The organism is Rhizobium sp. P32RR-XVIII (assembly GCF_012641395.1).
GTDB lineage: Bacteria > Pseudomonadota > Alphaproteobacteria > Rhizobiales > Rhizobiaceae > Rhizobium.
The window spans coordinates 210,534-230,285 of the sequence record NZ_JABAIH010000008.1 but is presented as its reverse complement, the minus strand read 5'-3'; the positions used below and the strand labels follow the sequence as shown (position 1 = coordinate 230,285).

The following is a 19,752-nucleotide window of genomic DNA, read 5'->3' as shown; positions in this document are numbered from 1 at the left end:
CAAAATATCAGGCAATCAACACATACATTCTGTATGTTGTATGGGTGCGACAAACTGCGCGCGTATGGCCGAAAAGCGAACGGGCCGCGTCGCAAGCTTTTCGGGCCTGGCTGCCTGCGAGGATGCACGGACAAAAGCCGGACAATTGAAGCATGGATCATATTGGCGATGGCCCGGCATGGGCGCCATGCCTGACCTGCGGACTTCGACGTCGATGAGAGCGCGCTCCAACCGGTGGGTGCTTGGGTATGCGCTCACAATCGACGCCCCCAGACCGGCTAGGCTTCCATAGAGTCTACGTGATGCTACATAGGCTCGGTTCATTTCCTTGTTATCTTTGCTGGTGCCATCCCAAGAGGTTGGTCAGGCGAGCATTCAATTCTGGAAGGGGCCCGAATGGTTGTTCCAGCGAATAGCAACCGAAGGCTCGGCGCTCCGCGCACACGCAAGGCGGAACTCCTGATTTTTTTGAGCCTTGCCTTTGGAGTTTGGCCTATTCTGGCCGTCGCTTTCGTCGGTGGCTACGGTTTCTTGGTCTGGATCTTCCAGATCATTTTCGGCCCTCCCGGCCTCCGGGGCATTGAAGGCGATGGCCATGGCGACGAGATTGCTTTCGCGGAGACAACTTCTGGGCGGCCACTGTGCCCATCCGGACGGCGCGCTTCGATCTGGTGCGACTGCCGATGCCGCCTCGTTGCCTCTCATAGCAACGATAGGCGAGCGATGTCTGGGAATGAATTGCGTCGCCTGTCAGTGTTGCAGGGACGTCTGCCCTAAACAGGCAATCAATTTTCGCCCGCGCTTGGGCGGGCCGTTCGTTCCGACCATCGATGAGACGATCTGCACCGGGTGCGGCGAGTGCGTTGCGAGTTGTCCGGTCGGTGCAGTGGTGCTGCGAAGCGTCGAAGCGGAGCGTGCCGATGTCTAAGGGCGCACAATGGCACATCTCAAGTGCAGTCGTGATGACCAAACCCGGCTCATTGGAGCCTACACTCGCGTCGCTTGCGCAAATGCCGGGGGTGGAAGTGCATGGCCACGCAAGCGGGAAGATCATCGTTGTCATCGAGGGCGAGGGGCCAAACGTCCTGGGGGACCGGCTTCATCGCATATCGCTGCTCGACGGCGTGATCAGCGCCAACATGGTCTTCGAGCATGTCGAACGGGAGGAGAATCAGGATGTCCGGAGAACTGAGCCGACGTGACATTCTCAAAGCCCAGGCTGCCGGAATTGCCGCGATTGCCGCGGGAATTGCACTCCCTGCTCGCGCACAGCCCGTGCCCGGCGGCGTCGAGGCGTTGCAGATCAAATGGGCGAAAGCACCCTGCCGCTTCTGCGGGACGGGGTGCGGCGTCATGGTCGGCGTCAAGGAAGGGCAGGTCGTTGCAACGCACGGCGACATGCAGGCCGAGGTCAATCGGGGGCTGAACTGCATCAAGGGCTACTTCCTGTCCAAGATCATGTACGGCGAAGATCGGCTTCAGACCCCGCTCTTGCGCAAGCGCAACGGCGCTTACGCCAAGGACGGCGAATTCGAGCCGGTGAGCTGGGATGAGGCGTTCGATGTGATGGCCGCGCAATGCAAGCGGGTCCTGAAGGAGAAGGGGCCAACGGCGGTCGGAATGTTCGGCTCCGGCCAATGGACGATTTTCGAAGGCTATGCGGCGACCAAACTGATGCGCGCGGGCCTTCGATCAAACAACCTAGACCCCAATGCCCGCCATTGCATGGCGTCGGCGGCCTACGCATTCATGCGCACGTTCGGCATGGACGAACCAATGGGCTGCTACGACGATTTCGAGAACGCCGACGCGTTCGTGCTTTGGGGTTCGAACATGGCGGAAATGCACCCGATCCTCTGGACCCGCGTTGCGGATCGCCGCCTTGGGCAACCGCATGTCCGGGTCGCCGTTCTTTCCACATTCACCCACCGGAGCATGGACCTCGCCGACATTCCGATCATTTTTAAGCCCGGCACCGATCTGGTCATCCTGAACTATATCGCCAACCACATCATTCAAACTAATCGCGTCAACCAAGACTTCGTCACCAAGCACACGACGTTTGTGAAGGGTGTCACGGATATCGGCTACGGACTGCGTCCCGATAATCCCCGTGAAACCGGAGCTGCCAATGCGGCCGATCCCGCAAAGACGGAGCCGATCGATTTCGAGCAATTCAAGGCCTTCGTCTCCGACTACACGCTGAAGAAGACCGCCGAGATGACAGGCGTCGATCCGCAGTTTCTCGAGCAGCTTGCTGAGCTATATGCGGACCCCAAGCGCAAAGTCATGTCGCTGTGGACCATGGGCTTCAACCAGCATGTGCGCGGCGTGTGGGCCAACCAGATGGTCTACAACCTTCATCTGCTGACCGGCAAAATCTCCGAGCCGGGCAACAGCCCGTTTTCGCTGACCGGGCAGCCGTCGGCTTGCGGTACGGCGCGAGAGGTAGGGACTTTCGCGCACCGCCTACCTGCAGACATGACCGTCACCAATCCCGAACATCGCGAGCACGCGGAGGAGATCTGGCGGATCCCCCACGGCATCATTCCCGAGAAACCCGGCTACCACGCCGTCCAGCAGGATCGCATGCTCAAGGACGGAAAGCTCAATTTCTATTGGGTGCAGGTCAACAACAACGTGCAGGCTGGTCCTAACACCGCCAACGAGACTTGGCAGGGCTACCGAAACCCGGAAAACTTCATTGTCGTGTCTGATGTCTATCCGACGGTGACGGCAATGAGCGCTGATCTGATCCTTCCCGCGGCGATGTGGGTTGAGAAGGAGGGCGCTTACGGCAATGCGGAACGCCGCACTCATGTCTGGCACCAGCTTGTCCAGGCCCCCGGAGAGGCACGCTCGGACCTGTGGCAGCTTGCAGAATTCTCAAAGCGCTTCACGACCGACGAGGTCTGGCCCGCGGATATCCTCGATGCCAATGCCCAGTATCGCGGGAAGACATTGTTCGACGTCCTGTTTCGCAACGGCCAGGTCGATCAGTTTCCGCTCAGCGAGATCAGTGAGGAATACGACAACAGCGAGGCTAAGGCATTCGGCTTCTACATCCAGAAGGGGTTGTTTGAGGAATACGCGTCGTTCGGTCGTGGGCACGGTCACGACCTCGCACCCTACGACATGTACCACGAGGTCCGCGGATTGCGCTGGCCGGTGGTCAACGGAAAGGAGACGCTCTGGCGCTATCGCGAGGGCTTCGATCCGTACGTCAAGCCGGGCGAGAGTGTGAAGTTCTACGGGAGGCCGGACGGCAAAGCGGTGATCTTCGCCGCTCCTTATGAGCCGCCGGCCGAACCGCCTGATGAGGAATTCGACTTCTGGCTGGTCACAGGGCGCGTGCTTGAGCACTGGCATTCCGGATCCATGACGATGCGAGTGCCCGAACTCTACAAGGCGTTTCCGGGTGCGCGTTGCTTCATGAACGCCGAGGACGCTCGCGCGCGAGGCATCAATCAGGGAGCCGAAGTCAGGATTATTTCGCGGCGGGGTGAGATCCGTTCGCGCGTCGATACTCGAGGCAGAAACCGCATGCCGTCCGGCGTGATCTTCGTTCCCTGGTTCGACGCCAGCCAGCTCATCAACAAGGTCACGCTTGACGCGACCGACCCGATCTCCAAACAGACGGATTTTAAGAAATGCGCGGTCAAGATCCTTCCCGTGGCCTGATCCGAGATTCCGGAGGCCGGCTCTTCGCCCTCGTCGGGCTGGTGTTCGTGGCGACGGCCGCAGGCGGCCAGATGCTGCAGCAGGAGGTGCCCCAACTCGAAGGCCCGACACCATCGATGGCGGTTATCGGGGCCGCGCCGCTTCCCAGGTGGGTTGTCGACGATCAGCGTCGAATGCGAGCATATCCGGATCAGCCGCCGATCATCCCGCACTCGATCGAGGGCTACGAGCTTTCGGTCAATGCCAACAGATGCCTGTCCTGCCATAAGCGGGAATTCACCCAGGACTCCGGGGCGCCGATGATCAGCGTGACCCACTACATGACGCGTGACGGCCAAATGCTCGCGGACGTATCGCCCAGACGGTACTTCTGCACTGCCTGCCATGTGCCACAGGCCGATACCCGCAATCTCGTGGTCAACAAATTCAAGGATATGAGCGAACTGGGCATCAAGCCCGCCGGAAGCGAGTGATCCGATGATTTTGTGGCTCAAGAAGATACTACTCTGGGCCTGGTCGGTCCTGACCACGCCTGCCGCGACCATCGGCCTGGGAGTCCTCACGCTCGGGGGCTTCATCGGAGGCGTCATGTTCTGGGGCGCATTCAATACCGCGCTGGAGCTTACCAATACCGAGAAGTTCTGCGTTTCGTGTCACGAGATGCACGACAACGTCTACCAGGAGCTGACGCGGACCATCCACTTCTCTAACCGCTCCGGCGTGCGGGCGACGTGCCCGGATTGCCATGTGCCGCACAACTGGACAGACAAGATCGCCCGCAAGATGCAGGCGTCGAAAGAGGTGTGGGGAAAGATATTCGGGACTATCGATACGAGACCTGAGTTTCTCGCAAAACGCCTTGAACTTGCGCAGCACGAGTGGGCGCGAATGAAAGCCAACGATAGCCTCGAGTGCCGCAACTGCCATTCGTCAGTCGCGATGGATCTCCAAAAACAAGCACCGCGTTCTGCCGACATTCATTCCCGGTACCTGCTTCCCGGAAAGGCGACGTGTATCGATTGCCACAAGGGTATCGCTCACGAACTTCCGAACATGCAGGGCGTCGATCCAGGCTGGAAGATGCCGCGGGAAGTCGAAGGCAAGGAGATGACCGCTGCCTCGCCGATCGATGATCTCGAAAGGGCGATGGCCGAGGCACATGCTGCCGTCGTCGATGCCGTTCCATGAACCGAACAAAGCATGTGTAGCGGACAGTACCGGATGTGTCCTGCCCAGGGATGCTGCCTGTCACCGCGATACGACGCATCGAGCGCCCGGCGTTCCGAGGCGTCGCCGCGTTCGCCTGCTACGCACGGGTCGTAGCCTTTTATTGCGTCAGCGTTTGTGGCTTCAGGTCGCCTTCAAGCGTCTCATCGGCCGGAAGTGGTCTCCTTTTTCGCGTGAGGGGCTGCTCCACGATCGTGGCCGGGACCGCGACGGCTGTCGCAGCAACGGTGCCGATATTGGTCACCGTCCCGCCGACGACAGCCGTAATGCCTTGAGCCAGCGTGACCTTGGAATCGGTGAGCGTCTGGCCGGTCATCAGGCGCTCGCCGATGAGCTGGACGATCTCCGGGCTTTCGGCGAACTTACCGTGATTAAGGCGATCGCCGGTTTTCACCTTCGTCAGGTCAATGGCAGTGATGCCGGCTCTCTCCAGCTTCGTGCGATAAGGCTCTTCGGCCGGGTTGATGGCACCGAGGCGGGACACGCGTCCAGTGATGAAGCTCGAGATCGCCAGGGCCCTGTCATCCTGGGAGACGAAGATCGTGAACTTCGGCCGCGGCTCTCCCATCTCGACGTACTGCTTGGCAAAGACCTGGATGTCGATGTCTGGCGAGGCAAGGATGACATTGTGGATCTTCGGGTTCACGTGACCATCACGGATGCCCATCTGTCGCAAGGATTCCATGGCAAGCCAGGTCCCCATTGAATGGGCCATGATGGTGATGTCCTTGACATCGGGATCGGCGGCAAGCGTGCGAAGCGCCTGCTCCAAGGCGGTGCGCGAATAATTCGTGCTTTCCTTGTCGTATTCGTAGGCGGTGACCTCCGCTCTCGACGGCCAGGTGAACAGCAGTGGCGTCGCCTGCATCTTGCTGTCGTGCACGATCTGGGCCAGCCGGAAAACCGAATCCTCGTATGTGTTGTTGAAGCCATGGATGAAAACGAGCGCATGCCCGCCGTTCACATGCTGCCGGAACCAGGTACGCCCTTCGGCCACGGTATCTATCTGCTGGACATTGGTCACGGCAAAGTCCGTCGCCGGATTGGGCGGCAGGCGCTGCGGCCATTGCACTGTTCCAGGTTCGCGCTTGGGCGGGATCGAAACCGATATCTGGGTGAGATGCGGCTTCGGGCTTCTCTCGCCGTTGAAGAGCGTCGCAGGATCTCCGGATGGCTCGCGTGTCGTCGCAACCAGCATGTCGACCTTGGACGTCGGCGGGGCGGATGCAGAAAGGGAGATCGGCGTCATAACGCCACTGGGATGTCCGCAACTTGTGAGGAAAACAAGAAAAAGAGCTGCACTGCGCTTTGCCATTCACGCGTTCCCGCAACTAACTCGAGATGGGGCCTCTTTCAAAGCTGGACGCTAACATCCTGTTCCGCCTGACGCCCGTAGAATCTCGTAGCATCTATCGCTGTAGCTGCCGGGTCGTTGCGAAAATGCAACAGAGGCTGCGGCCGCAGTACCATCAGGTTACGCGAAATGGGCGGAGCTATCCTCGATCGCGATGTCACCGCATGCAGGCCCTGATGGATCTCTCCATTCAGAACCGGGTGACGCCGCCATCGACGAAGAGTTCTATATCGCCGGTTGTCCTACATGCATTTGCCGGGCCGCGTCCGAGAACGAGCCGGTCTCAACGACTCTGGATGCGAGGTCGATCGCATCACCTCGCACTACTCTGTAGGAAGCCGCAGCGCACTGCCCTTATGTTCGGTTCTTTGCAACGCCGTTCAGAAAGAGGTCGGCGCACATCCGTGCTCGCGCAGCGATCTCCTCGATGCTTGGTACCGGCTGCTGACCCAGCATGGCGGCGCGCTGAGGTTCCATGATCATCATTCCGCGCAGCATGCCGCAGGCGGCATGCGGATCTTCGAGTACGATCGTGCCGCGATCGACCTGCTGGCGCAGCCAGTTCTCCATCAATGTGTTGGTCCGGACGATCGCCTGCTCGTAGAAGGAGGTCGCAAGCTCCGGAAAGCGGTCTGACTCGCCAATAACGAGCCGCATGATGGTGACGGTGTCGCCGGCAAGCGCCAGCATGCCATAATCCGTCAGCATCCGCTCCAGCGCCTGCCGCAAATCTGCTGTCGCAAGCGTCCTTGCGTCCTGCGCCAGCAGAAACCGGCCGGTGCGAGCGGAGACCAGGTCCGAAAAGAGATCGCCCTTCGTCGGGAAAAGCCGGTAGAGCGTTTTCGTGGAGACGCCTGCCTCCTGTGCTATGTCGGAAATGCACGCTGCCGCATAACCCTTCTCGTGGAACTGCTTGCTTGCAGCCTCGATGATCACGCGCCGCGTGTCATCGTCGCATCGCACCTGCGGCCTGCCGCGGGATCTCTTCACGTCTTCGTTATTTTGGAACATAACCATTTTCCAAATTTTTGTTGACTTCAATTTTATACGGCATATTTTGGAAAACGTCAAATTTCCTATTTCGACACCAGAGGCCGCAGCCCCCATGAGACCGCGACCGGGATCCGGAGAAAGCAATGACCATCCAGAAGCTGCATGCCCTGAACAACAATAGCGTCCCGATCTCTGAAGCCGTCGCGGAAGCCTCTCCGGAAACGCTTGAAACAGGCAAGCCGCTCCGCGTTGCTGAGGCAGCTACTCCGCCCGCCGCCGAGCCGTCCCGCAAGCGGCCGGGCAGGGCGCTATTGCTTGGCGCAAGCGCCCTCGTGCTGGTAGCGGGCGGCGTCTACTACGGCCACGACTATTGGACCGTCGGTCGCTTCCTCGTTTCGACCGACGATGCTTACGTAAAGGCCGACAACAGTACGATCGCCCCCAAGGTATCCGGCTATATCGCCGAGGTGCTCGTCAAGGACAACGAAGCTGTCAAGACCGGCCAACCGCTCGCGCGCATCGATGACCGGGATTTCAGGGCAGCACTTGACCAGGCCAAGGCGGATGTTTCCGCCGCCGCTGCAACGCTCAACGCCAAGCAGGCGGCCCTCGACATCCAACAGTCGACGATCGCCGCTGCCCGCGCCACCGTCGAGGTCGACAAAGCCAACGAGACTTTTGCCGAGCAGAACAACAAGCGCTATGCGAGCCTTGCCAACAACGGTTACGCCCCGGTTCAGACCGCCCAGCAGGCAGCCTCGCAGATTGCGGCGGCACAGGCTACCATCGTGCGCGACAGCGCGGCCCTTGATGCTGCCGTCAAGCAGGTCGATCTCCTGAATGCCGAAGTTTCCCAGGCAAAGGCGGATGTTGCCCGCAGCCAGGCCGTGGAGCGCCAAGCCGAACTCAATCTGTCCTATGCCACGATCGTGGCTCCGGTCGATGGCACCGTCGGCAACCGGACGCTTCGCGTTGGCCAGTATGTCCAGGCGGGCACGCAATTGATGTCCGTTGTCCCGACCAGTGCGGCTTACGTGATTGCCAACTACAAGGAAACGCAACTGACCGACGTGCACGCCGGCCAGCCGGTCGATATCGAAGTCGATATGTTCCCGGGCCGCACCTATCACGGCCATGTCGACAGCATTGCGCCGGCGAGCGGCCAGGAATTCGCCCTGCTGCCGCCTGACAATGCCACCGGCAATTTCACCAAGGTCGTGCAGCGCATCCCGGTAAAGATCGTGCTCGATGGCGACAGTGCCGCCTCCGGCGATCTTCGCCCCGGCATGTCCGTCCAGCCAAGCATCGGCACCAAGACCGATGCCGATCGCAAATAACGCGAGGGCCGGGAGATCGTGTCATGTCCAGCATCGCAACAACCGCCATCGCCGCACCGCAGCCGCGCGCCAGCACCAAGGAATGGATTGCCGTTCTCGCCGGTATGATCGGCGCCTTTATGGCGATCCTCAACATCCAGATCACCAATGCCTCGTTGCTCGACATCGAGGGCGGCATCGGCACCGGCGTCGACAACGGCGCCTGGATCTCGACCTCTTATCTGATCGGCGAGATCGTCGTCATTCCGCTCACTGCCTATTTCAGCAGCGTCTTCTCGTTTCGCCGCTACATCCTGGTGAATTCCGTCCTCTTCCCGCTGTTTTCGATGGCCTGCGCCTTCGCACACGACCTTGGCACAATGATTGTGATGCGCGGCCTGCAGGGATTCGCCGGTGGCGTGTTGATCCCCATGGCCTTCACCATGGTGCTGACCAAGCTGCCGAAGGCCCAGCAGCCGCTCGGCCTTGCGCTCTTTGCGCTGTCCGTCACCTTCGCGCCGGCGATCGGTCCGACGATCGGCGGCTACCTCACCGAAAACTACGGCTGGCAGACGATCTTCTTCATCAATACTATCCCCAGCGCCGTCATGGCGATTGCTCTTGCCTTGACGCTCGACAAGCAGCCGATGCAGCTGCATTTGCTGAAGGAAGGGGACTGGGCGGGCATCGTCACGATGGCGATCGGCCTTTCGGCCCTGCAGACGGTGCTGGAGGAAGGTAACAAGGACGACTGGTTCTCCTCGCCCTTCATCGTCAAACTCAGCATTGTCGCCTTTGTCTTCCTCGCAGCCTTCATCTGGATCGAGCTGAAGGTCGAAAAGCCGTTGGTGAAGCTGCGGTTGCTGAAGCAGCGCAACTTCGGCATCGGCGTGCTCGTCAATGTACTGGTGGGCGTCGCTCTCTTCGGCACTGTCTATATCCTGCCGCAATATCTGGGCCAGGTGCAGCGCTACAATGCTGAGCAGATCGGCAACGTACTTGCCTGGACCGGCCTGCCGCAGCTTCTGCTGATCCCGCTGGTGCCGGTGCTGATGAAGCGCTTCGACGTTCGCTACATCGGCTTCATCGGTATCTCGATCTTCGCGGTGAGCTGCTTCATGAACATCACGCTCTCGGCGGATAATGCCGGCGACCAGTTCTGGATCCCGAACATCGTGCGCGCCATTGGCCAGGCCCTGGTGCTGACCCCGATCACTGCGATCACGACGGCCGGTATTGCGCCGTCCGATGCAGCGGCCGCCTCGGGGCTGACGAACATGCTGCGCAACCTCGGCGGCGCCGTCGGCACGGCAACGCTTGGCACGATCCTGACCAAGCGCGAGCAGTTCCATTCCAATATCATCGGCCAGTCGGTGACGCTGGCTCGCGACGAGGTCCGCGCCCGCCTCGGCCAAACGACCAACTATTTCCTGGCGCACGGCGTCTCCGACCCGGCCGTCGCCACCCAGAAAGCCATCGTCGCCCTGGGCCAAATCGTCAAACGCCAGGCCCTCATCCTTGGCTTCAGCGATACTTTCGCGGTGATCGGCACCGTGCTTGCCATTGCCGCCCTTGCCCTGCTGCTCACCCAAAAGCCAAGTGCAGGCGGGGGCGCTGGCGCCCACTGAGCACCGACGTGCCATGGTTTGACGCGAGGCAGATGAACGGCCTCGCGGATTTCTTTGAATGCACCGAAACAACGGATTACGGACCGCTGAAGCAGGCGGACGCAAGCCGTTGAAGCCGTAACAAAATCCCCGCATCAGCCGGTAGGCTCCCGTGATTCAACGTAGATGTGATCCGCAGAAACATTTGACAGAGGCCGATATCGCCTGTAGTTTTGCGAAATAGGAACATCGTTCCCTATAGCAGAACATCGATGGAATTTTTGGCGGGGCAGGAAAAGCCGGTCGCGCAGATGTTCATTCAACGCGGAGGAAAATGTGAACAAGATGATTCTGAGCGCCGCCCTCGCCGGGTGGATGTCATTGGGCTGTCTGCAGGCAAACGCGGCAGACATGACGACGGTTAACGTCGGAATTGCGAACTCAAGCAGCGACGTCGCCTTCTTCATCGCTGACAAGAAGGGCTACTTCCACGATGAAGGCATCGATGCGAAGTTCATCCCGTTCGATTCTGGAGCAAAGATGGTGGCTCCGTTGGGCGCTGGCCAGCTTGACGTGGCAGGCGGATCGCCTTCAGCCGGCCTCTACAATGCCGTAGCCAGAGGCATCGGCATCAAGATCGTCGCCGACAAGGGCTCGACGCCCCCCGGATACGGCTACCAGCCGCTCTTGATCCGCAAGGACCTTATCGATAGCGGCAAGTTCAAGAGCCTCGCCGACCTCAAGGGCATGAAGGTTGCCGGCAGCGCCAATGGCAGCGCCTCGACCTCCACCATGAACGAAGCACTGAAGAAGGGCGGCCTGAAGCCGGCCGACGTCGAGCGCCTCTTTCTCTCCTTCCCCCAGCATGTGCTGGCGCTCGAAAACAAGGCGGTCGATGCCGCGTTGACGACGGAGCCATCCGCATCGGAGGCGGTGCGCCGCGGAGCTGCCGTGCGCTTCATGGGAGACGATGAAATCTATCCGAACCACCAGCTCGCCGTCGTGCTCTATTCCAGCACTTTCGCGCAGGATCATCATGACGCGGCCGAAGCGTTCATGCGCGCCTATATCCGCGCCGTGCGCGACTACAACAACGCCCTTTCCAACGGCAAGCTCGCCGGCCCGAATGCCGCCGAAGTGATCTCGATCCTGACCGAATACACCTCGATCAAGGATCCGGAGACCTTCCGCACGATCGTGCCGCAGGGCACAAATCCGGATGGCAAGCTGAACCTCGCAAGTCTTCAGACCGATCTTGATTTCTTCAAGTCCGAAGGCGTGATGGAAGGCGGCGATGTCTCGCTCGACAAGGTCGTCGATGCCTCCTTCGCCGAAGACGCCGTCAAGAAGCTCGGCGCCTACCAGCCGCAGAAATAAAGGATAGCGACATGGCGAGATCCCCCCATCTTCGCAGTCTGCCGGAGGCATCCCACGAGACGCAGACGAAAATCCGGCTGCGCAACCTCACGAAATCCTTCGAGACGCCGGCCGGGACCATGACAGCGCTCGACAACGTCTCGCTGGACATCGCCGAAGGCTGCTTCTTCATGATCGTCGGCCCGAGCGGCTGCGGCAAGACCACGTTGCTGCGCATCCTCGCCAATCTGGAAACGGCGACCTCGGGCAGCGTCGAGATCACCGCGCCGGCGCAGAACCGGCCCGGCAACTCCATGGTCTTCCAGGGCGATTCCCTATTTCCCTGGATGACCGTGTGGGACAACGCGTCCTACGGGCTGCGCCTGCGGCACGTTCCGAAGGCGCAGATCAAGGAAGTGGTCGGCCACTATCTGGATCGGACGGGGCTGACCCGCTTCGCGCAAGCCTATCCCCACCAGCTTTCCGGTGGCATGCGCCAGCGCGTATCGATCGCCCGCGCTTTCGCCAACGATCCGGACATCCTCTTGATGGACGAACCGTTCTCGGCGCTGGACGAGCAGAACAAGCTGCTGCTGCAGGAAGAACTGCTGCGCATCTGGGAGGAAACCCGCAAGACGGTTCTCTTCATCACACACAGCGTCGATGAAGCCGTCACTCTCGGCGACCGGGTGATGGTCATGTCGGCCCAGCCCGGCCGCGCCAAGGAGATTGTGGACGTTCCCTTTGAACGCCCACGCTCCGTGCTCGAATTGCGTTCGCGCCCGGCCTACGGCGAATTCGTGTACTCGATCTGGGGTCAGCTGCGCGACGAAGTACAGCGCGCCCGTTCACGCGATCTTGGGGAGACGAAGGCATGAGCATCGCATCTAACATCACGCAGGCCGGCAGCAAGGCCGCCCGCCCGAAGAAGGGGCTTTTTGTCGGCGAAAACCGCGACCGGATGATCAGCATCGCATCACCGCTGGTGCTGCTGCTCGTCTGGCAGATCGCAGCCCAGGTTGGCTTGATCGACCAGCGCTTCTTTCCGGCGCCGTCGAAGATCTTTTCCAGCTTCCTGTCGCTCGTTGCCGACGGTTCGCTCTGGAGCAATACCTGGGCGACGCTGCAGCGGCTCTTCTGGGGCACGCTCGTCGGCGGCATTCCGGCACTGCTCCTCGGCGTGGCGGTCGGTCTGTCGCGGCCGCTGAGGGCCATGGTCGATCCGCTGATCTCGGCCACCTATCCCGTGCCGAAGAGCGCGATCTTCCCGCTGCTTCTGCTGGTCTTCGGGCTCGGCGAAGGCTCGAAGATCGCCATGGTCGCGATCGGCGTCTTCTATCCTGTCCTGATCAACACGGCGACCGGCGTTCTGGAGATCAACAAGATCTTTCTCGACGTGGGGCGCAATTACGGTGCCAACCGCTGGCAGGTGTTCACCACCATCGCATTGCCTGGGGCGGTGCCGCACATCATGAGCGGCATCAAGCTCGGCCTCGGCCTCGGCCTGATGCTGATCGCGATCGCCGAGATGATCGGCTCCAAGAGCGGGCTCGGCTACATGATCTGGAACGCTTGGGAACTGCTCTCCGTCGAGCAGATGTATGTCGGCCTGCTCGTCATCGCTTTCCTGGGCTACGTCATCTCCGTCATCCTGACCGAGTTCGAGCGCAAGCTCGTGCCCTGGAAGAAAACCGCACGATAACCTCCCAAGCCTGACCGCAAGAGCGGCCGCCATCCGGGCGGCCGCAACTGTTCCGGGCACCCGTGCCCCTGTTATCGGACCGCTAACATGACGAAAAACACCGAAGACCGGCATAACCTCGCCCGCGCGATCCTGATGCTTGAGCGCGCCGGCATCATCGACTTCAACGGCCATGCCAGCATGCGCCTGCCGGGCGGCGATGGCATGCTGATCAATTCCGGCGCCTCGGTGCGCAGCGCGCTGACGGCGGACGACATCGTTGCTGTCGACTTCGACGGCCGGCCGATCGACGGTGGTCCCGTGCCGCCGATGGAATTCCACATCCACTCGGAAATCTACCGCCGCCGCCCTGACGTCAACGCCGTCATCCACGCCCATCCGCTTTGGTCGACGCTTTTCAGCTCGACGGGAAAAATGGTCAAGCCTGTCATCATGCAGGCCGCTGTGCTGGGCGAAATCCGGGAATTCCCAACCATCGCCTCGATCAACACCAAGGCGCTGGGCGAGGAACTCGCTACCACGCTCGGCGAACGGCGCGTCGCGCTGTTGAAATCCCATGGCGCGGTCATTGCAGCCGGCAACATCCTCGAGGCCTTCGTGCTCGCCGTCTACCTGGAAGAAAACGCCGAGCGACAGCACCGCGCCGAACAGATCGGCGAGCCGGCAGTTCTCACCAAAGAAGAGGTCGCCGTCATTTCTTCGAACCTCTGGAAACCGCATTTGCTACAGAAGGTGTGGGATTATCACGCTGCAAAACTCGCCCGGGTTGGCCAGTGAGCATCGATATCTTGGCCGGATACTTGCGTGTTTGAAGCGCACCCGCTGCAAGCCTGCCGGCGCTGCTATCGCAGGACGAGCCTCAGCGCCCTCTGTGTCTCTCGTAGCAGCGGCAGATAGCGGGCCGGCATCTCGGCGGCCGGCACGTGGGCTGCCGGAGCGCCGATATTGATCGCCGCGACCGTTTGCCCGCGGTCGTTCTCGACGGGGACGGCAATCGAGCAGAGGCCGATCTCCAGTTCCTGGTCGATGACCGCATAGCCTTGCTCGCGCACGTGCCGGAACTCAGTGAGCAGTTCTTCCACGTCCGTCTTGGTGTTCGGCGTATTGGGCTTGAGGTCGGTGCGGGCGAGGATTGCTCTGGCTTCGGTCTCCGGGAGCGCGGCAAGCAGGACGCGGCCCATCGATGCGCAGAAGGCCGGCAAGCGGCTGCCTGGCGTCAGGTTGATCGACATGACCCGGCGCTGCGAGGCGCGCGCGACGTAGACGATCTCTGTACCATCGAGCACTGAAGCCGAGGCGCTTTGCCCGGCTTTCTCGGACAGTTGATCGAGATGCGGCTGGATAAGGACGGGCAGGGGTGTCGCCGAGAGGTAGGCGTGTCCGAGCCGCAGGATCCTCGGCGTCAGCGTGAAGAACTTGCCGTCGTAGTCGGCATAGCCGAGTTCGGCCAGCGTCAGCAGCGAGCGGCGGGTCGTGGCGCGGTCCAGCCCGGTGAGTTTCGAGGCGTCAGTGATGGACAGGCGCTGGTGCGTCTCGCCAAACGCCTCGATGACCTTCAAGCCGCGAGCGAAGCCGCTGACGAAATCCGTTTCCCGCATCATCGACATTGCACTTTTGATCTGTCCCTACGATGAAATCTCATCATTGTTTTTACTGCAAAATTTCGAACATGTATCTCTTTGTTTTGGGTATTTTGTGCCGATTGGCGTGTCCAGCATAATTTCATGATATTCAGGCTGTCGAGAGATCCTTGGGAATGACCTCAAAGAGGCGATGATCAGCCGCCCTGCGCCGTGGCTGATCGGTGCGATTGTCACGATCCATGCCTTGCTTCTTCAGCAATCCGACCAGCAATCGGCTGAAGGAAATTATGAGGCGTCTAGGCGCTGCGCCTCGCCTGCGCGCACGACGCTCTCGATGAGCGAGTCGCAGATATTAACGAACGGTGCTGGCAATCGCCGTGCGCTGTCTCTCGCTAGTGCGCTGACTAGTTCTTCGCCCTAGGAAATCTGGCCCAGGAAGGTCTTCAAGCGCTCGTTCTTCGGATTGCCGAAGAATTCGTCTGGAGCGCCCACTTCGAGGATCTCGCCGCGGTCCATGAAGATCACCCGGTCGGCGACCTGACGCGCGAAGCCCATTTCATGGGTGACGCAGAGCATGGTCATGCCTTCCTTGGCAAGGTCGATCATCGTGTCGAGCACCTCCTTGACCATTTCCGGGTCAAGCGCCGAAGTCGGCTCGTCGAAGAGCATGATCTTCGGGTTCATGCACAGCGCACGGGCAATCGCCACGCGCTGCTGCTGGCCGCCGGAAAGCTGGGCCGGGTATTTTTCCGCCTGCTCGGGAATGCGCACCCGCTCCAGGAATTTGCGGGCGGTCTTTTCCGCCTCGGCCTTGGAGATGCCGCGCACCTTCATCGGCGCCAGGGTGCAGTTTTCCAGCACCGTCATATGCGGGAAGAGGTTGAACTGCTGGAAGACCATGCCGGTCTCCTGCCGCACGATATCGACATTCTTGCCGCCGGCGGTCAGATCATGGCCGTCGACGACGATCCGGCCCTTCTGGATCGTCTCGAGCTGGTTGATGCAGCGGATCAGCGTCGATTTGCCGGAACCGGAAGGACCGCAGATGACGATCCGCTCCCCCCGGTTGACGGAAAGCTCGACGTCCTTCAGCGCGTGGAAGCCGCCATACCATTTGTCGACGCCTTCCATCCTGACAGCCAGATCGGAAGCTCCCCGCGCGCCTGCTGCGGATGTGTTTGCGCTGATCTCATTCATACGAGGAACTCCTTTCCTATGTATTCCAGCCTTAGTTCTTGGCGTCTTTCACGAACTGCGGGAGTGGCGAACCGAGCCACTTCTCATGGATCTTCTCCAACTCTCCGTCGTTCATGACCTTGACAATGAAGTCGTTGATCGCTGACTGCAGTTCCGGATTGCCCTTACGCATTGCGATGCCCTGCAACTGCTGATTAAAGACGAACTTCTGGTCGAAGCGGCCGGGAGCGGCCTTTTCGATCTGGGCAAAGACCACGTTGGAGACGCCCATCAGCTCGACCTGGCCGGAGAGGAGTGCCTGCACCGCGCTTGCATCGTCGTCGAAACGCTGAATTGTCGCATCCTTCGGCGCGATCTTGGTCAGCGCCGTGTCCTGCGTCGACGCCCGCGCAACGCCGATCGTCTTGCCGGACAGATCTTCGGCCTTGGTGACGTTGGCGTCCTTCACGCCGAAGACGCCGATCGAGATACCAGCGTAGGGGCGGCTGTAGTCGATACTCTTCTTCCGCTCCTCCGTGATACCCAGGCCCGCGATCAGGATGTCGACCTGATTGCTTTGCAGGTACGGGATGCGGTTCGGGCCGCTGACGGGCACGATCTGGATATCGACACCCCATTCCTTGCCGAGCAGCTTGGCGACGTCGGCGTCGTAGCCGTCCGGCTCGTTGTTTGCGTTTGTAAGGCCGAAGGGTGGGAAGTCGACCAGCATGCCGATCTTCAAGGTTCCTGCCTTCTTGATGCTGTCGACGGTCTGCGCCGCCGCCGTCGTTGCCACTGCACCAACGATCAGGCCCGCGCCAATCGCGGCCAACATCATGCGTCTCGAAATGCTCATGCTCCTACCCTTTCGGTTATGCCGGGATACCTCCCTCCGGCGCGGGCCCCTCAACGTTTCGTTGCCAGGGAGAATTGACGTTCCATGCGGCCGGCGAGCAGCGAGAGCGGCCAGCAGAGGACGAAATAGACCGCAGCCACCGTGGAGAAGACCAGGAAGGGGCTGAAGGTCGCGTTGTTGATGATCTGGCCCTGACGGGTCAGCTCGGTGAAGCCGATGATGGCGGCCAGCGACGTGCCCTTGATGAGCTGCACAAGGAAGCCAACCGTCGGCGCGACAGCGATCTTCGTCGCCTGCGGCAGGATCACGTAGCGCATGCGGTTATAATAGCGCAGCCCGAGAGCGGTGGCAGCCTCCCGCTGACCTGATGGCACCGCCTCGATGCAGCCGCGCCAGATTTCACCGAGGAACGCACTGGCATGCAGCGTGAAGGCGAAGGCAGCCGCAATCCAGGGATTGATGCCGAAACCCAGGATATTGAGGCCGAAGAAGACCAGGAAGAGCTGCATCAGCAACGGCGTGCCCTGGAAGATGCGGATGAAGCCGGTCGCAATGAGGCGCGGCCATTTCGTGTCGGAAACGCGCACGAGCGCAATGAACAGGCCGCCGACGCCGCCGCAGGCGAAGGCGATCGCCGACGGTGCGATCGTCCACTGTGCCGCGAGCACGATGATCCAGAGTTCATTGATACCGAAAGGTCTGATCAAAGGCATTGGTCGATCTCCTTATCGGCTCAACGGGTATTTGAATGCCGCCCTCTGGATCACCGCGAAGATCGCGGAGAAGCCGATGGACATAGCGAGGTAAATCAGCGTGACGACGATATAGACCTCGAAGCTCGCAAAGGTCGCCGACTGCAGGTCGTTGCCCGCGGCAGCAAGGTCATCGGCCGAGATCGCCGAGACGACGCTCGAGGTCAGCATCAAGTATATGAACTGGCTGGTGAGCGCCGGATAGACCGTGCGCAGGGCCGGCTTCAATATGATGTAGCGGAAGACCTGCAGCTTCGAGAGGCCGAGGGCTGTGCCTGCCTCCATCTGCCCTTTCTGGATGGATTCGATGCCTGCACGGATGATCTCGGTACCATAGGCGCCAAAATTGACGACGAGCGCCAGAAGCGCTGCGCTGTTTGGCGTGAGCCGCAGGCCGAGCGACGGAAGGCCGAAGAAGATGAAGAAGATCTGCACGAGGAAAGGCGTGTTGCGGATGATCTCGATATAGGCGTTGATCACCCAGCGCAGCGGCGCCACGTTCGACGTCTTGGCCGAGGCGCAGATGATCGAGACGATCAGGCCGAGCAACATCGCCGCGCAGGAGAGCTGAATCGTCAGCCATGCGCCGTAGAGCAGCTTGTCGATGCCCTCCAATACGGGCGCGAAGTTGAAAACGTACATGGACATTCCTCCTGCTCCAAGTCATTCGAAGGGGCACAGCATCCCCGAAGGGCCCGTGTATTTCGGCCCGAGAATGCAGACGCCTCCCTCGCCACCATGCTTTCATCAGCCGGCTCCCATGCAAGCCGGCATCGCTCTTTCCCTCTTGTGCCGAGACACATAAATTGGAACGTTCTAAGTTGCAAGCATCTTTTCTTGTTGTTTTGAGAATCGCCGTAGAGGTTCTTGAATCCGCATGCGGGCGGTCCAGCGGCCTATAACCATGTGAAATAAATAATAAATGTTTGTTAGCACGCTGTTCGCGAGATCTGTTTAATAGGAAACCGATCCGCGAATATCACTTGACAAAGTTGGAACGTTCCAATTATTTTTCCATCATAAGCGACCGGGAAGGAGGGGAATATGGCTAAGGGGCGAGTCACTGTCGTCGACATCGCCGAGGCGGCTGGCGTTTCCAAATCGACCGTCTCGCTGGTTCTGCAAGGCTCGTCTTTGGTCAAGGGTGCGACCCGCGCGAAGGTCCTCGAGGTGATGAGCGAGCTCGGTTACGTGTACAACCGGGGGGCCGCGAATCTTCGTCAGACGAACGCCAGTTCCAGCATCATCGGGGTGGTCGTAAACGACCTTACGAACAACTTCTTCGCGGAACTCGCGGTGGGCGTGGACATGGTCGTGCAGTCGGCAGGCTTTGTTCAGTTCCTCTCAAACACGAGCGAGAGCATCGACCGGCAGCGTGAGGTGATCTCTTCGATGCGCGAGCATGGCATTTCAGGATTGCTTGTCTCGCCGGCCCGCGCGACGGAAGCTGCCGACTTCAAGCCTCTCGTGGCAGCCGGAATTCCGGTCGTCGTCGTCGTGCGAAGCCTTCCCGGAGCGAAGGTTTCCTCGGTGGTTGCGGACAACGCCAACGGCGTGGCGATGGCCGTCAGGCATCTGGTGTCGTTGGGACACAGGCGGATTGCTTTTCTCGGCGGTTTCCCGGACACGGCTGTCTTCGACGAGCGCATGCAGGGATACCGGACGGCCATAAAAGCCAGCGGCATCGAGTTCGATCAGAAACTTGTCGTGCCTGGCCCGCCATCGAGGGCCGGGGGTATCGACGCGATCGGACGTGCCTTGATGATCGACGACCGCCCGACCGCGGCGGTGTGCTTCAACGACGCCGTCGCCTTCGGCGCATGCGACGGGTTGCGCGCCCGCCGGATGGAGCCGGGACAGGACTTCGCCGTGGTTGGATTCGACGATGTCATCGAGGCAAGGTCGGCGGTTCCGGCACTCACCACGATTTCCGTCGATCCGCAGGCCATGGGCAGGCGTGCCGCGCAGCTACTCCTCAAGCAGATTAGCGCAGGCAAGGCCGAACCGGAAAGCGTCGTGACGGCGGTCCGACTTGTCGTCCGCGAGAGCTGCGGTGCGAAGAACGGGCGAACAGCCGCCTGACAGGGCAGACTTCCGTCTCCCAGATGGGGACAGGCCGTGGGCGTCGGTTCAACGTCGCGCGGCTATC

The 19,752-nt window shown here is 60.6% G+C and carries 19 protein-coding genes and 1 pseudogene; 13 read left to right on the top strand and 7 right to left on the bottom strand.

All coding sequences use genetic code 11. From position 1 onward, the window contains the following. Positions 1-396: 396 nt before the first annotated feature. The 6 genes and pseudogenes from napE to HGP14_RS22520 form a co-directional block, all read left to right on the top strand. Positions 397-570 (top strand): annotated as a pseudogene (gene napE / locus HGP14_RS22545) (periplasmic nitrate reductase, NapE protein); the annotation flags it as partial. A 19-nt stretch (positions 571-589) separates the two neighbouring features. After that, complete coding sequence (locus HGP14_RS36480) at positions 590-928, top strand: 4Fe-4S dicluster domain-containing protein (RefSeq protein WP_312862171.1); 339 nt, start codon at positions 590-592, stop codon at positions 926-928. Beyond that, positions 921-1,202: a chaperone NapD gene (locus HGP14_RS22535; protein ID WP_205927281.1), complete on the top strand. Its 282-nt coding sequence runs from the start codon at positions 921-923 to the stop codon at positions 1,200-1,202. Before HGP14_RS36480 ends, HGP14_RS22535 begins: the two co-directional genes overlap by 8 nt. Next, the gene (gene napA, locus HGP14_RS22530) at positions 1,177-3,681 is read left to right on the top strand and encodes a periplasmic nitrate reductase subunit alpha (protein ID WP_168832115.1); all 2,505 of its coding nucleotides are present in this window, start codon (positions 1,177-1,179) and stop codon (positions 3,679-3,681) included. Before HGP14_RS22535 ends, napA begins: the two co-directional genes overlap by 26 nt. Further along, the gene (locus HGP14_RS22525) at positions 3,651-4,154 is read left to right on the top strand and encodes a nitrate reductase cytochrome c-type subunit (RefSeq protein ID WP_168832114.1); all 504 of its coding nucleotides are present in this window, start codon (positions 3,651-3,653) and stop codon (positions 4,152-4,154) included. Before napA ends, HGP14_RS22525 begins: the two co-directional genes overlap by 31 nt. A 4-nt stretch (positions 4,155-4,158) precedes the next feature. Next, positions 4,159-4,869 (top strand): NapC/NirT family cytochrome c, encoded by a 711-nt coding sequence (locus tag HGP14_RS22520; protein ID WP_168832113.1) that lies wholly within the window; start codon positions 4,159-4,161, stop codon positions 4,867-4,869. 139 nt (positions 4,870-5,008) lie between these two features. On the opposite strand, the gene HGP14_RS22515 is transcribed toward HGP14_RS22520, so the two are convergent. Both HGP14_RS22515 and HGP14_RS22510 read right to left on the bottom strand, forming a co-directional pair. Beyond that, positions 5,009-6,223 (bottom strand): alpha/beta hydrolase, encoded by a 1,215-nt coding sequence (locus HGP14_RS22515; protein ID WP_168832112.1) that lies wholly within the window; start codon positions 6,221-6,223, stop codon positions 5,009-5,011. Between the two features lie 393 nt (positions 6,224-6,616). Further along, positions 6,617-7,273, bottom strand: a complete 657-nt coding sequence (locus tag HGP14_RS22510; RefSeq protein WP_168832111.1) for a TetR/AcrR family transcriptional regulator — start codon at positions 7,271-7,273, stop codon at positions 6,617-6,619. A gap of 125 nt (positions 7,274-7,398) precedes the next feature. Between HGP14_RS22510 and HGP14_RS22505 the strand changes: the two genes are divergently transcribed. The 6 genes from HGP14_RS22505 to HGP14_RS22480 all read left to right on the top strand — a co-directional run bounded on the left by HGP14_RS22505 (position 7,399) and on the right by HGP14_RS22480 (position 14,013). Beyond that, entirely contained in the window at positions 7,399-8,592 is a 1,194-nt protein-coding gene (locus HGP14_RS22505; RefSeq protein ID WP_168832110.1) for an HlyD family secretion protein, read from the top strand. A 23-nt stretch (positions 8,593-8,615) separates the two neighbouring features. Beyond that, positions 8,616-10,199, top strand: coding sequence for a DHA2 family efflux MFS transporter permease subunit (locus HGP14_RS22500; RefSeq protein WP_168832109.1), 1,584 nt, complete (start codon positions 8,616-8,618; stop codon positions 10,197-10,199). Between the two features lie 324 nt (positions 10,200-10,523). Next, positions 10,524-11,555 (top strand): ABC transporter substrate-binding protein, encoded by a 1,032-nt coding sequence (locus HGP14_RS22495; RefSeq protein WP_168832190.1) that lies wholly within the window; start codon positions 10,524-10,526, stop codon positions 11,553-11,555. A gap of 11 nt (positions 11,556-11,566) precedes the next feature. Further along, on the top strand, positions 11,567-12,412 hold the full coding sequence (locus HGP14_RS22490; protein ID WP_168832108.1) for an ABC transporter ATP-binding protein: 846 nt from the start codon (positions 11,567-11,569) through the stop codon (positions 12,410-12,412). Then, positions 12,409-13,236, top strand: a complete 828-nt coding sequence (locus tag HGP14_RS22485; protein ID WP_168832107.1) for an ABC transporter permease — start codon at positions 12,409-12,411, stop codon at positions 13,234-13,236. The genes HGP14_RS22490 and HGP14_RS22485 overlap by 4 nt, the downstream gene beginning before the upstream one ends. A gap of 87 nt (positions 13,237-13,323) precedes the next feature. After that, the gene (locus tag HGP14_RS22480; RefSeq protein WP_168832106.1) at positions 13,324-14,013 is read left to right on the top strand and encodes a class II aldolase/adducin family protein; all 690 of its coding nucleotides are present in this window, start codon (positions 13,324-13,326) and stop codon (positions 14,011-14,013) included. Positions 14,014-14,078: 65 nt separating this feature from the next. On the opposite strand, the gene HGP14_RS22475 is transcribed toward HGP14_RS22480, so the two are convergent. The 5 genes from HGP14_RS22475 to HGP14_RS22455 form a co-directional block, all read right to left on the bottom strand. After that, a complete protein-coding gene (locus HGP14_RS22475; RefSeq protein ID WP_168832189.1) occupies positions 14,079-14,834 on the bottom strand; it encodes an IclR family transcriptional regulator in 756 nt (251 codons plus the stop codon). Between the two features lie 402 nt (positions 14,835-15,236). Next, on the bottom strand, positions 15,237-16,016 hold the full coding sequence (locus HGP14_RS22470) for an amino acid ABC transporter ATP-binding protein (protein ID WP_168832105.1): 780 nt from the start codon (positions 16,014-16,016) through the stop codon (positions 15,237-15,239). Between the two features lie 31 nt (positions 16,017-16,047). Beyond that, positions 16,048-16,851, bottom strand: coding sequence for a transporter substrate-binding domain-containing protein (locus HGP14_RS22465; protein ID WP_168832104.1), 804 nt, complete (start codon positions 16,849-16,851; stop codon positions 16,048-16,050). A 50-nt stretch (positions 16,852-16,901) separates the two neighbouring features. Next, positions 16,902-17,558, bottom strand: a complete 657-nt coding sequence (locus HGP14_RS22460; protein WP_168832188.1) for an amino acid ABC transporter permease — start codon at positions 17,556-17,558, stop codon at positions 16,902-16,904. 18 nt (positions 17,559-17,576) lie between these two features. Next, the gene (locus HGP14_RS22455) at positions 17,577-18,245 is read right to left on the bottom strand and encodes an amino acid ABC transporter permease (RefSeq protein WP_168832103.1); all 669 of its coding nucleotides are present in this window, start codon (positions 18,243-18,245) and stop codon (positions 17,577-17,579) included. Between the two features lie 402 nt (positions 18,246-18,647). On the opposite strand from HGP14_RS22455, the gene HGP14_RS22450 reads away from it, so the two are divergent. Further along, positions 18,648-19,685 carry a LacI family DNA-binding transcriptional regulator gene (locus HGP14_RS22450; RefSeq protein WP_168832102.1) on the top strand — a complete coding sequence of 346 codons (1,038 nt, stop codon included), beginning with the start codon at positions 18,648-18,650 and terminating at the stop codon, positions 19,683-19,685. Positions 19,686-19,752: the final 67 nt, after the last annotated feature.

Bases quoted from the DNA above. Each gene is read 5' to 3' on its own strand.
- HGP14_RS36480 (WP_312862171.1), top strand. From the start codon at position 590: ATGGCCATGGCGACGAGATTGCTTTCGCGGAGACAACTTCTGGGCGGC.
- HGP14_RS22535 (WP_205927281.1), top strand. From the start codon at position 921: ATGTCTAAGGGCGCACAATGGCACATCTCAAGTGCAGTCGTGATGACC.
- napA (WP_168832115.1), top strand. From the start codon at position 1,177: ATGTCCGGAGAACTGAGCCGACGTGACATTCTCAAAGCCCAGGCTGCC.
- HGP14_RS22525 (WP_168832114.1), top strand. From the start codon at position 3,651: ATGCGCGGTCAAGATCCTTCCCGTGGCCTGATCCGAGATTCCGGAGGC.
- HGP14_RS22520 (WP_168832113.1), top strand. From the start codon at position 4,159: ATGATTTTGTGGCTCAAGAAGATACTACTCTGGGCCTGGTCGGTCCTG.
- HGP14_RS22515 (WP_168832112.1), bottom strand. From the start codon at position 6,223: ATGGCAAAGCGCAGTGCAGCTCTTTTTCTTGTTTTCCTCACAAGTTGC.
- HGP14_RS22510 (WP_168832111.1), bottom strand. From the start codon at position 7,273: ATGTTCCAAAATAACGAAGACGTGAAGAGATCCCGCGGCAGGCCGCAG.
- HGP14_RS22505 (WP_168832110.1), top strand. From the start codon at position 7,399: ATGACCATCCAGAAGCTGCATGCCCTGAACAACAATAGCGTCCCGATC.
- HGP14_RS22500 (WP_168832109.1), top strand. From the start codon at position 8,616: ATGTCCAGCATCGCAACAACCGCCATCGCCGCACCGCAGCCGCGCGCC.
- HGP14_RS22495 (WP_168832190.1), top strand. From the start codon at position 10,524: ATGATTCTGAGCGCCGCCCTCGCCGGGTGGATGTCATTGGGCTGTCTG.
- HGP14_RS22490 (WP_168832108.1), top strand. From the start codon at position 11,567: ATGGCGAGATCCCCCCATCTTCGCAGTCTGCCGGAGGCATCCCACGAG.
- HGP14_RS22485 (WP_168832107.1), top strand. From the start codon at position 12,409: ATGAGCATCGCATCTAACATCACGCAGGCCGGCAGCAAGGCCGCCCGC.
- HGP14_RS22480 (WP_168832106.1), top strand. From the start codon at position 13,324: ATGACGAAAAACACCGAAGACCGGCATAACCTCGCCCGCGCGATCCTG.
- HGP14_RS22475 (WP_168832189.1), bottom strand. From the start codon at position 14,834: ATGCGGGAAACGGATTTCGTCAGCGGCTTCGCTCGCGGCTTGAAGGTC.
- HGP14_RS22470 (WP_168832105.1), bottom strand. From the start codon at position 16,016: ATGAATGAGATCAGCGCAAACACATCCGCAGCAGGCGCGCGGGGAGCT.
- HGP14_RS22465 (WP_168832104.1), bottom strand. From the start codon at position 16,851: ATGAGCATTTCGAGACGCATGATGTTGGCCGCGATTGGCGCGGGCCTG.
- HGP14_RS22455 (WP_168832103.1), bottom strand. From the start codon at position 18,245: ATGTACGTTTTCAACTTCGCGCCCGTATTGGAGGGCATCGACAAGCTG.
- HGP14_RS22450 (WP_168832102.1), top strand. From the start codon at position 18,648: ATGGCTAAGGGGCGAGTCACTGTCGTCGACATCGCCGAGGCGGCTGGC.